Genomic DNA, 11,711 nt, shown 5'->3' on the forward strand with positions numbered 1-11,711 from the left:
CGCGTGCCTTCGAGGATATTCGGCAACAGGTAACCGTCGGAGAGCATGCGCGACTGCGGGAAGTTGAATCCTTCGGGATCGCGCAGCGGGCCGTGCACCATGTAGTTGAGCAGCAGCTGCGCAACGTAGACCAGCATCAGCGAGACGAGGATTTCATTGGCATTGAAGCGGTCGCGCAGGAAGGCGGTGATCGCCGCCCACGCCATGCCGCCCAGCATGCCGGCGATCAGCACGAGCGCGATCATCAGCGCCCCGCCGCCCTCTCCCTGGTCGAAATACAGGCCGACCGCGCCGCCGGTCATCGCGCCGATCACGAGCTGGCCTTCGGCACCGATGTTGAATACGTTCGCGCGGAAGCAGATCGCGAGGCCGACGGCGACCAGCAGCAGCGGCGCCACCTTCACGCCGACTTCCGCCCAGCCCTGCAAGTTCTTGACCGGTTCGATGAAGAACACTTCGAGACCGGTGAGCGGGTTCTTGCCCAGCGCGAGGAACAGTACCACGCCGCACAAGATCGTGAGCAGCACGGCGAACACGGGCGACAGCCATGACATCAGCGCCGACGGGCTGGGCCGCTTTTCCATCTTAAGCATTGGCGACCTCCTGGCGTGCCGTTTGTTTTTCATCCCACAATCCGCTCATCCACTGGCCGATCAGGTCGACCGTGGCCTGCGAACGCTTGATCGAGGGCGACAGGCGGCCCTTGGCGATCACCACGAGGCGGTCGGAGATTTCAAAGAGTTCATCAAGTTCTTCGGACACCACCAGCAGCGCGCAGCCGGCATCGCGCAGCGCGACCAGTTCGGCGCGGATCTGCGCGGCGGCGCCGACGTCCACGCCCCAGGTGGGTTGCGCGACGATCAGCACTTTCGGGTCGCGCATCACTTCGCGGCCGACGATGTATTTCTGCAGGTTGCCGCCGGACAGGCTGCCAGCCGTCGCCTGCGGTCCGGGCGCCTTCACCTTGAAGCGGCCGATGATGGAGGCGGCGAGGTCATGGATTGCACCAAAGCGGATCAGGCCCTTGCGCACGGTGTTCCTGTCCTGGTGCGAGAGCAGGATGTTGTGCGCCAGCGAGAGGTCGGGCACCGCGCCGCGTCCGAGGCGTTCTTCCGGCACGAAGCCGAGGCCGCGCTTGCGGCGGCGCGCGGCGTTCATGCGGCCGACCGGTTCGCCGTTGAGGAGGATCGCATCGGGTTTGGCGCGCGGGTCTTCGCCGGACAGCGCGGCAAGCAGTTCCTGCTGGCCGTTGCCCGACACGCCGGCGATGCCGACGATCTCGCCCGCGTGCACATCGAGGTTGATGTCCAGCAGTTCGGTGCCGAAGGGATGGCTTTTCGGCAGGGACAGGTCGCGCAGCGACAGCAGCTTTTCTCCCGGCAGGCGGTCGACCGCCTTGATCGCCGGCGGCTCGGCGCCGATCATCATGCGCGACAGGCTGGCGGCGGTTTCCTGTGTCGGATCGCAGATGCCGGTGACCTTGCCGGCGCGCATGACGGTGCATTTATGGCAAAGCGCGCGGATTTCGTCGAGCTTGTGGCTGATATAGAGGATGCTGCAGCCTTCCTTCGCCAGCTGGCGCAGGGTGCCGAACAATTTTTCGACAGCCTGCGGCGTCAGCACCGAGGTCGGCTCGTCGAGGATCAGCAGTTGCGGCTTGGCGAGCAACGCGCGCACGATTTCGACGCGCTGGCATTCGCCGACCGACAGCGTGTGCACATGGCGCTCCGGTTCCAGCGGCAAGCCGTACTGGTGCGAAATCTCGCGGATGCGCTTGCTCAGTTCGTGCAGGTCGGTGTCCTTCGGCAAGCCGAGCGCGATGTTTTCGGTGACGGTGAGCGTGTCGAACAGCGAAAAGTGCTGGAACACCATCGCAATACCGAGCTTGCGCGCCTCGGCCGGGTTGGCGATGCGCACTTCACGGCCATTCCAGAAGACCTGTCCTTCGTCCGGCTTGACCGCGCCGTAGATGATTTTCATCAGGGTCGACTTGCCGGCGCCGTTCTCGCCGAGGATCGCATGGATCTCCCCTGGCAGAACGTTCAGGTCGATGCCGTCATTGGCGACCACGGAAGGGTATTTCTTCGTGATCCGGCTCAGGGTTAAGCGGGTGTCCATGTCTCACTCTTCAGGGAGCTGCTACTACTAAAAACGACGAAGGCGTAATGGTAGTGGCTCGTTGTGGATTTATTCTGGTTCTTGTCGAAAATTACATCAAATATTCCACACCACTATACCTTTGTCTGTATGAGCAATATAGATGCCAGGATATAGGTTTGTAGGACGGGGGCTGTATCGGTGGTATCGAAGAAAAATTGCCCCTTTCAAATGCAGGACGACGGCGGTGTGCAAGCGCATATTCTCCCCGCCATATGTCACCTATTCAACCCCGCGTATCCAAACCCCCGCGTTCTATAGGACATTACGGCCCACGGACACCCCGCACGCATGGCTGCCGTCAGCAGAACGCATGAAAATGCGTTCTAATAGCCGGCGCCATTCTCAAACAGAACGTTCAGGAGAGAGACAATTGAACACCTTGGAGAACAGGCAAGGACAAGCCGAAACAAGTCGAACAGGAGAACAAAGCATGGGCTTTTTGGAGAGGTTCTTCAAGCTGAAAGAACAGGGAACGGATGTGCGGACCGAGCTGCTGGCCGGCCTGACCACCTTCCTGACGATGGCCTACATCATTTTCGTGAACCCTTCCATCCTCGGCGATGCGGGCATGCCCAAGGATGCGGTGTTCGTCGCCACCTGCGTAGCGGCCGCCATGGGCACGCTGATCATGGGCCTGTATGCGAACTACCCGATCGCGCTGGCGCCGGGCATGGGCCTGAACGCCTACTTCGCCTACACCGTGGTGCTGGGCATGGGCTACACCTGGCAGGCGGCGCTGGGCGCGGTGTGCATCTCGGGCATGCTGTTCCTGACCATCAGCGTGCTGCGCATCCGTGAAATGATCGTCAACGGCATCCCGCGCTCGATACGCATCGCGATCACGGCGGGTATCGGGCTGTTCCTCGGCATCATCGCGCTGAAGAACGCCGGCATCGTCGCCCCCAATCCCGCGACGTACATCACGCTGGGCAACCTGCACAAGGCGCCGGCCATCCTCGCCATCGTCGGCTTCTTCATCATCGTCGCGCTGGACCGCCTCAAGGTCAAAGGCGCGATCCTGATCGGCATCGTGGCCGTCACCATCCTGAGCTTCATTTTCGGCGGCAACAAGTTCAACGGCATCGTGTCCGCGCCGCCTTCCGTCGATCCGACACTGTTCAAGCTGGATGTGTCGGCCGCCCTGTCGATCGGCATCCTGAATGTCGTGCTGGTGTTTTTCCTGGTTGAACTGTTTGACGCCACCGGCACGCTGATGGGCGTCGCCACGCGCGCCGGATTGCTGAAGACCGGCAAGATGGAACGCCTGAACAAGGCGCTGATCGCCGACAGCACGGCAATCGTCGGCGGCGCCTTCCTCGGCACGTCCAGCACCACCGCCTATATCGAAAGCGCGGCCGGCGTGCAGGCCGGCGGCCGCACCGGCCTGACCGCGGTAGCGGTGGCGCTGCTGTTCCTCGCCTGCCTGTTCATCGCTCCGCTGGCCGGCGCCGTGCCTGCCTATGCAACCGCTCCCGCGCTGTTCTACGTTGCCTGCCTGATGCTGCGCGACCTGTCGGAAGTGGACTGGGAAGAGGCAACGGAAAGCGTGCCGGCCGTCATCACCGCGCTGATGATGCCGTTCACCTTCTCGATCGCCAACGGTGTGGCCTTCGGCTTCATTTCCTTCGCCGGGCTGAAGCTGTTCACCGGCCGCGCAAAGGAAGTGCCGATCATCGTGTGGATCATTGCCGCGATCTTCGTGTTCCGCTACATCTATCTCGGGGCTGAGTAATCCGGCGCACCATCAGGGTGCAACATCGCAGGCGGGAAGGACGACATGCCTTCCCGCCTTTTTATTTTCCGTTCGCGGCCATGTACCGTCCTGCCGGAAGCAGGTATTCTTGACTCCCCTGTCAGCAATAACAAACGTCTTACCGGATTTCACGAATGCGAGGCCGCTGGAGCAATGAATGCGTGCGCCATTGAGACAAGGCATCACAACGATTGCCACGCTCATGGTTGCGATGCTCGCCATCGCCGCGCCAATTTTCGTGACTATCCATGTGGCCGAACAGCAAGCACTTGAGGCGGCAAAAGAACGTGTGCTGACGTATGCGAAAGACGTCCTGAAGCGCACCGACCTCACGGCCGAGCAGATCAACAGCGGTATTTCCATCCTGTCGCGTTCGCCGGAACCCTGTTCCGATGCCAACCTCCAGCTGATGCGCCAGATCGATGTCGGATCGAGCTACATCCAGGCCATTGGCCACATTTCAGGCAACCATTTCGATTGCTCGTCGCTGGGCAGCGAAGACGTCGATTTCGATATCGGACCCGTCGACCTGGTCCAGCCTGCCGGAATGCGCCTGCGCCGCAATGTCGAGTTCCCGTTCGCCAGAGGCTCCCGCTTCATCGTGATGGAACAGGACGGCTATGCTGCAGTCATCCACAAGGATCTTCCGATCGATGTCACGACGGAATCGCCGGATGTCTCCCTGGCCACGCTTTCCGGCCCAAGCCGCGAAATCCTGAGCGCGCGGGGTCCGGTAAAGCAGCAATGGATCAATGCATTGGCGAGCGGCGGCGAGGTCATCTTCGCTGACCGCGACCATGTGGTTGCCGCAGTCTCATCACCGCGTTATCACTTCGCCGCCATTGCCGCGCTGCCCATGCAGCACGTCAGTGAAGGCGTCCAGGCCATCGCCATGTTCCTCGTGCCGATCGGCGTCATTGCGGGACTGGTACTCGCTTTCGCGATTTTCCGCCTGGCCAGGTCGCAGTTGGCCATGCCCGCCGTCATCAGGGCCGCGCTGAGGCAGGATGAGTTCTTCATGATGTACCAGCCGATCGTGGACCTGCGCAGCGGCACATGGGTTGGCGCGGAAGCGCTTGTCCGCTGGCGCAGGCCGGGTGGCGAGATGGTGCGTCCGGATATCTTCATTCCTATCGCAGAAGACTCTGGCCTGATCCGCGAAATCACCGCGCGCGTGATCAAACTCATTGCAAGAGACGCGGGGGACCTGTTCCTCCGCTACCCGGACTTCCATCTCGGCATCAATCTCTCTTCAGCCGACCTGCATGCGCCAGAGACGGTCGGGCTGCTCTATGCCCTGATTGCCGACACCAGGGCCGGCCCCGGGAACCTGATGGCCGAAGCGACGGAGCGCGGCTTTACGGATCCCGTTGCCGCGGCAGAGACGGTGAACGGCCTGCGCAAGGCCGGCATCAGCGTGGCGATCGATGACTTTGGCACCGGCTATTCCAGCCTCTCCTTCCTGGAAAGGGTCGAGTTTGACTGCCTGAAGATCGACAAATCGTTCGTCGACACGCTGAATACGGGAGCGGCGACGAGCCAGGTGATCCTGCATATCATCGATATCGCAAACAGCCTGAAGATGGTGATGATCGCGGAAGGCGTGGAGACGGCGATACAAGCGGAATTCCTGCGCAAGCGCGGTGTGCAGTACGCACAAGGCTTGCTGTTCGGGCAACCGATGCCGTTCCCGGAATTCGAGGCCGCGCTGATGAAATCCCAGCTGGACGAAGCGGTCAGCGCGGGACATGCGAGATGATGGCTGGCCGCGGATGCGGCCAGCGGAAAAACATTACTGGAACTGCGCCAGTGCACGCTCCAGGTTCGCCACGGTTCGCTCGATGTTGTGCAGCTTGTCGAGCCCGAACAGGCCGACGCGGAAGGTCTTGAAGTCCGCCGGCTCGTCGCATTGCAGCGGCACGCCCGCGGCGATCTGCAGGCCTGCCTGCGCGAACTTCTTGCCCGACTTCACATCATCATCGGTGGTGTAGCTGACGATCACGCCCGGCGCCTTGAAGCCTTCGGCGGCGACGCTGCGGATGCCCTTGCTTTCGAACAGCGCGCGCACGCGATTGCCGAGTTCCTGCTGTTCGGCCTTGACCTTGTCGAAGCCGTATTCGTCCATTTCCTGCATCACCTTGCGCAGCACGGCGAGGCCGTCGGTGGGCATGGTGGCGTGGTAGGCGAAGGTGCCGCCTTCGTAGGCTTCCATGATCTGCATCCACTTCTTCAGGTCGCAGGCGAAGCTGGAGCTGGTGGTGGCGTCGATGCGCTCGCGCGCCAGTTCGCTGAGCATCACCATGCCGCAGCAGGGTTGCGCGCTCCAGCCTTTCTGCGGGGCGCTGACGAGGATATCGATGCCGACCGATTTCATGTCCACCCAGATCGCGCCGGACGCGATGCAGTCGAGCACGAACATGCCGCCGACCGCGTGGACCGCTTCGGCGACCTTGCGCAGGTAGTCATCGGGCAGGATCATGCCGGACGCGGTTTCTACGTGCGGGGCGAAGACCAGGTCGGGCTTCGTTTCACGGATCGTTGCGACCACTTCCTCGATCGGGGCCGGTGCGAACGCCGCCTGGCTGCCCTGCTCCACCGGGCGCGCCTTGAGCACGGTGGTGGAAGCCGGGATGTTGCCCATCTCGAGGATCTGCGACCAGCGGAAGCTGAACCAGCCATTGCGGATCACCAGGCATTTCTTGCCGTGCGCAAACTGGCGGCATACCGCTTCCATGCCGAAGGTGCCGCTGCCGGGGACGATGACCGCGGATTTCGCGTTGTAGACTTTCTTGAGGGTTGCGGAGACATCCCGCATCACGCCCTGGAACTGCTGGGACATGTGGTTGATAGCGCGGTCGGTGTAGACGACCGAATATTCGAGAAGACCGTCGGGATCGACGTTGGGTAACAGACCTGGCACGCGCGCCTCCATCAATGTGAGAAGTTCCGGTCATCCGATTCTATCGGAGCCGGAAGAAATGAACCGAACCCCATATTGAACCAGAAAGTGCCGGAATGCACGATGACCGCGCGCAGGAAAGCACCATTCCAGCGCAATCCCGCATTTCAGCAATTCCTTTGTCCGACAACAAATACGCAGATTGACCGACAGGCCGGTGCTCAGCTGCCGCGATAGGTGGAGTACGACCAAGGGGAGACAACCAGCGGTACGTGGTAGTTCTGGGCCGGATCGGCGATGCCGAAGGCAATGATGACGCGGTCGACGAAACGCGGCTGCGGAAGCGTCACGCCCTGCGCGGCAAAGTAATCGCCGGCGCCGAACACCAGCTCATACTGGCCGGCGCGCATAGCCTCGCCCTGCAGCAGCGGCGCATCGCAGCGGCCGTCGGCGTTGGTGACGGTGCTGCAGAGCAGCGTCCTTTGCGTGGCCTCGACGGCATACAGCTCGACCTGTACCCCGGCGCCCGGTTTGCCTTGCGTGACATCCAGCACGTGCGTGCTCAGTTTGCCCATTGGTTTCTCCTGTGGAATGGATGGAGAAATGATATATCGGGGGGTGGAGTTGCTTATTGAGGGAAGCTTATAAGGGCCATGCGGGCGGGCGGATAAGCTCGCGCACCTATGTCTCGCTCCCGTCATTCCCGCGCAGGCGGGAATCCAGCGGCGTCTGGCGAAACGGAGAAACGACACTGGGTCCCCGCCTCCGCGGGGATGACGGGGAAGATGATACGGGTTCCATAAACAGCAGCTCCCGCGCCCATGCCACCCTTATATCCAAGCCCATATACCCACTATTGCACCCGCCACCTGCCCTTCTCGCACGCATCTTGCATGATGAACTTTTGACACCTTTATCCGCCGTATCGCAGCCCGAGGATACCCTGCATCATGTTCCGGATATAGCTGCGCAGCGCCCCAATGCTAACCTAGCGCCACAACAAATCATGGTGGAGAGAGCATGACCCAAGCCATTCGTTACATTTATCGCGGTGAAGTCCAGACAGTCTCGGATGCGTCCCCCACCAGGACCATCCTGCAGCATGTGCGCGAAGACCATCACTGCACCGGGACCAAGGAAGGCTGCGCCGAAGGCGATTGCGGCGCGTGCACCGTCATCCTCGGCGAGCTGAAGGGCAATACGGTCGAGCTGAAGGCGGTCAATTCCTGTATCCAGTTCGTGCCCACCCTCGACGGCAAGGCGCTGTTCACCGTGGAAGACCTGAAGCAGCCGGACGGCACGCTGCATCCGGTGCAGCAGGCCATGGTCGAATGCCATGGCTCGCAGTGCGGCTTCTGCACGCCTGGCTTCGTGATGTCGCTGTGGGGCCTGTACCTGAAGCAGGAAGACAAGTCCTGCCACCCGGAACGCAAGGAAATCGACGACACGCTGTCCGGCAACCTGTGCCGCTGCACCGGCTACCGCCCGATCATCGACGCCGCCCATCGCATGCTCGACCTGCCGAAGGTGAAGTTCGACCGCGACACGCTCAAGGGCGCGCTGCAGGCGATCCAGCGCGAAGACATGCTGACCTATACCTTCGAAGGCCAGTCCTTCCACATCCCGCGCACGATCGAGCAACTGGTGCAGATCCGCGCCGAAAAGCCGGCCGCCACCATCCTGTCCGGCTCCACCGATGTCGGCCTGTGGGTCACCAAGCAGATGCGCAACCTCGGCGACATCATCTACATCAATGAAGTGGCCGCACTGCAGCAGGTGAAGGAAGCCGACGGCATGCTGGAGATCGGCGCCGCGGTCACGCTCAACGATGCCTATGCGGCGGTGTGCAAGCACTATCCGCAACTGACCGAGCTGTGGCAGCGCTTCGCTTCCCTGCCGGTGCGCAATGCCGGCACGCTTGGCGGCAACGTCGCCAACGGTTCGCCGATCGGCGATTCCGCGCCCTGGCTGATCGCGCTGGGCAGCGAGATCGTCCTGCGCGGCAAGGATGGCCGGCGCACAATGCCGCTGGAAGCCTTCTACCTCGATTACCAGAAGAAGGACCTGCGCCCGGAAGAATTCGTCGAAGCGGTACGTGTGCCGCTGCCGCAGCCCGCTGTACACTTCCGCACCTACAAGCTGTCCAAGCGCTTCGACCAGGACATTTCCGCCGTCTGCGCCGCCTTCGCCGTCACGCTCGACGGCAAGACCGTGCGCGAAGCCCGCATCGCCTTCGGCGGCATGGCCGCCACCTCGCGCCGCGCGCCCAAGGCGGAAGCGGCACTCAACGGCCGCGAATGGAATGAAGCCGCCCTCGATGACGCCATCAAGGCGCTGGCCGAAGACTACACGCCGCTCACCGACATGCGCGCCTCCAGCGCCTACCGCATGAAGTCCGCGCAGAACCTGCTGCGCCGCTTCTGGCTCGAAACCCGTCCCGACGCTCCGCTTCCCGCCGAAGCGCTCAATGCCTTCGCCTGCGCCTAAGATCATGAACAAGACCACCGAATCCTTCCTGCAACAGAAATCCGCCAAGGACTGGGCGGCCGTGGGCGTGCCACGTCCGCATGAATCGGCCGCGCTGCATGTGCTGGGCGAAGCCACCTACACCGACGACATCCCGGAGATGCAGGGCACGCTGCACGCCGCGCTCGGCCTGTCGCAAAAGGCGCACGCGCACATCAAGGGCATGGACCTCGCCGCCGTGAAGCAGTCGCGCGGCGTGGTTGCTGTCTATACCGCAAAAGACATCCCCGGCACCAATGATTGCGGCCCCATCATCCACGACGACCCGATCCTGGCCGACGGCCTGGTCGAATACGTCGGCCAGCCGATCTTCCTGGTCATCGCCGACACGCACGACAATGCACGCCGCGCCACGCGAATGGCGAAGGTCGAGTATGAAGAGCTGCAGGCGATCCTGACGCCGCAGGAAGCCAAGAAGGCGCAATCCTTCGTGCTGCCGCCGATGCACCTGCGGCGCGGCGACTTCCGCAAGGCGTTTGAAGGCGCGCCGCACCGCGTGAAGGGCGAGCTGTATGTCGGCGGACAGGAACAGTTTTACCTCGAGGGGCAGATCTCGTATGCGGTGCCGAAGGAAGACCGTGGCATGCACGTCTACTGCTCCACCCAGCATCCGTCTGAGATGCAACATGTGGTCGCACATGCGCTTAACCTGCATTCGCACCATGTGGTAGTGGAGTGCCGCCGCATGGGTGGCGGTTTCGGCGGCAAGGAGTCGCAGTCCGCGCTGTGGGCCGCCGCCGCATCGATCGCCGCTGCCAAGCTGAACCGCCCGGTCAAGCTGCGCGCCGACCGCGACGACGACATGATGGTGACGGGCAAGCGCCACGATTTCCATTACGAATACGAAGTCGGCTATGACGACGACGGCCGCATCCTCGCGGCGAAGGTGGAGATGGTGTCGCGCGCCGGCTATTCAGCCGACCTGTCCGGCCCGGTCGCGACGCGTGCCGTCTGCCACTTCGACAATACCTACTACCTGTCGGATGTCGACATCCTCGCGCTGTGCGGCAAGACCAACACGCAGTCAAATACCGCCTTCCGCGGCTTCGGCGGTCCGCAGGGTGCAATCGCGATCGAGTACATCATGGACGAGATCGCGCGCACGCTCGGCAAGGATGCGCTCGATGTGCGCAAGACCAACTTCTACGGCCGCAACGACGAGGAAGGCCGCAATGTCACGCAGTATGGCCAGAAGGTGGTCGACAACGTGATCCATGAGCTGGTCGCCGAACTGGAAGCCGACAGCGATTACCGCCAGCGCCGCGACGCAGTGCGTGCGTTCAACGAGACCAGCCCGGTGCTGAAGAAGGGCATCGCGCTGACGCCGCTCAAGTTCGGCATCGCCTTCAACCTCACCCACCTGAACCAGGCCGGCGCGCTGGTGCATGTGTATGTGGACGGGTCGGTGCTGGTCAACCACGGCGGCACGGAAATGGGCCAGGGCGTGAACACCAAGGTCGCGCAGGTGGTCGCGCATGAGCTGGGTCTGGACCTGTCGCATGTGCGCGTGTCGGCTACCGACACCAGCAAGGTTGCCAACACCTCGGCGACCGCCGCATCGACCGGTGCCGACCTCAACGGCAAGGCTGCGCAGGACGCCGCGCGCCAGATCCGCGAACGCCTGACCGCCTTTGCCGCACAGGCATGGAAGGCCGATCCGGCAAGCATTCGCTTTGCGGACAACCAGATTGTTATCGACGGCAATCCGCAGCCCTTCGAGGAAGTCGTGCGCAAGGCCTACAACGCCCGCGTGCAGCTCTGGTCGGACGGTTTCTATGCAACGCCCGGCCTGCACTGGGATGCGGCGTCGATGACCGGCAATCCGTTCTTCTATTTCGCCTACGGCGCCGCCGTCTCGGAAGTCGTGGTCGACACCCTGACCGGCGAATGGAAACTGCTGCGCGCCGACGCGCTGTACGATGCCGGCAATTCGCTGAACCCGGCCATCGACATCGGCCAGGTCGAAGGCGGCTTTATCCAGGGCATGGGCTGGCTCACCACCGAAGAATTGTGGTGGAACCAGGCCGGCAAGCTGATGACGCATGCGCCGTCGACCTACAAGATTCCCGGCATCTCCGATTGCCCGCGCGACTTCCGCGTGAAGCTGTTCAAGAACCGCAATGCGTCCGACAGCATCCACCGTTCCAAGGCTGTCGGCGAACCGCCGCTGCTGCTGCCGTTCTCGGTATTCTTCGCGATCCGCGACGCGGTTGCCAGCGTGGGCGACTACAAGGTGAACCCGCCGCTCAACGCGCCGGCCACCAGCGAAGCCATCCTGAATGCGGTCGACGCGGTGCGCGCTGCGGGAAAATAAGATGAACTGGCTCGCCGCAATCAACATGCTCGCAGCACGGCCGGAACCGGCGGGGCTGG

Annotated in this window: 8 protein-coding genes; 4 read left to right on the plus strand and 4 right to left on the minus strand. The window is 62.6% G+C overall.

The genetic code is table 11. From position 1 onward, the window contains the following. On the minus strand, positions 1-593 hold a 593-nt coding region (locus AYR66_RS18005), incomplete at its 3' end, for an ABC transporter permease (RefSeq protein WP_141104269.1). Continuing rightward, positions 586-2,118: an ABC transporter ATP-binding protein gene (locus AYR66_RS18010; RefSeq protein WP_088708653.1), complete on the minus strand. Its 1,533-nt coding sequence runs from the start codon at positions 2,116-2,118 to the stop codon at positions 586-588. The genes AYR66_RS18005 and AYR66_RS18010, both read right to left, overlap by 8 nt. A gap of 472 nt (positions 2,119-2,590) precedes the next feature. Between AYR66_RS18010 and AYR66_RS18015 the strand changes: the two genes are divergently transcribed. Further along, complete coding sequence (locus AYR66_RS18015; protein WP_088708654.1) at positions 2,591-3,892, plus strand: NCS2 family permease; 1,302 nt, start codon at positions 2,591-2,593, stop codon at positions 3,890-3,892. Positions 3,893-4,070: 178 nt separating this feature from the next. Continuing rightward, positions 4,071-5,672 (plus strand): EAL domain-containing protein, encoded by a 1,602-nt coding sequence (locus AYR66_RS18020; protein WP_206047213.1) that lies wholly within the window; start codon positions 4,071-4,073, stop codon positions 5,670-5,672. A gap of 33 nt (positions 5,673-5,705) precedes the next feature. On the opposite strand, the gene AYR66_RS18025 is transcribed toward AYR66_RS18020, so the two are convergent. Together AYR66_RS18025 and uraH are read right to left on the minus strand one after the other, a co-directional pair. Continuing rightward, the gene (locus AYR66_RS18025) at positions 5,706-6,833 is read right to left on the minus strand and encodes an aminotransferase class V-fold PLP-dependent enzyme (RefSeq protein WP_088709898.1); all 1,128 of its coding nucleotides are present in this window, start codon (positions 6,831-6,833) and stop codon (positions 5,706-5,708) included. A gap of 200 nt (positions 6,834-7,033) precedes the next feature. Then, a complete protein-coding gene (gene uraH, locus AYR66_RS18030) occupies positions 7,034-7,387 on the minus strand; it encodes a hydroxyisourate hydrolase (protein WP_088708656.1) in 354 nt (117 codons plus the stop codon). 445 nt (positions 7,388-7,832) lie between these two features. Here uraH and xdhA point away from each other — a divergent pair, with 445 nt between their 5' ends. Both xdhA and xdhB read left to right on the plus strand, forming a co-directional pair. Next, the gene (gene xdhA / locus AYR66_RS18035) at positions 7,833-9,299 is read left to right on the plus strand and encodes a xanthine dehydrogenase small subunit (RefSeq protein WP_088708657.1); all 1,467 of its coding nucleotides are present in this window, start codon (positions 7,833-7,835) and stop codon (positions 9,297-9,299) included. A gap of 4 nt (positions 9,300-9,303) precedes the next feature. After that, positions 9,304-11,652: a xanthine dehydrogenase molybdopterin binding subunit gene (gene xdhB, locus AYR66_RS18040; RefSeq protein ID WP_088709899.1), complete on the plus strand. Its 2,349-nt coding sequence runs from the start codon at positions 9,304-9,306 to the stop codon at positions 11,650-11,652. Positions 11,653-11,711: the final 59 nt, after the last annotated feature.

This window comes from Noviherbaspirillum denitrificans (genome assembly GCF_002211445.1).
In the GTDB taxonomy this organism is placed as follows: Bacteria; Pseudomonadota; Gammaproteobacteria; order Burkholderiales; family Burkholderiaceae_D; genus Noviherbaspirillum; species Noviherbaspirillum denitrificans.

Excerpts from the sequence above, each read along its gene's own strand:
- AYR66_RS18010 (WP_088708653.1), bottom strand. The coding sequence starts at position 2,118 with ATGGACACCCGCTTAACCCTGAGCCGGATCACGAAGAAATACCCTTCC.
- AYR66_RS18015 (WP_088708654.1), top strand. The coding sequence starts at position 2,591 with ATGGGCTTTTTGGAGAGGTTCTTCAAGCTGAAAGAACAGGGAACGGAT.
- AYR66_RS18020 (WP_206047213.1), top strand. The coding sequence starts at position 4,071 with ATGCGTGCGCCATTGAGACAAGGCATCACAACGATTGCCACGCTCATG.
- uraH (WP_088708656.1), bottom strand. The coding sequence starts at position 7,387 with ATGGGCAAACTGAGCACGCACGTGCTGGATGTCACGCAAGGCAAACCG.
- xdhA (WP_088708657.1), top strand. The coding sequence starts at position 7,833 with ATGACCCAAGCCATTCGTTACATTTATCGCGGTGAAGTCCAGACAGTC.
- xdhB (WP_088709899.1), top strand. The coding sequence starts at position 9,304 with ATGAACAAGACCACCGAATCCTTCCTGCAACAGAAATCCGCCAAGGAC.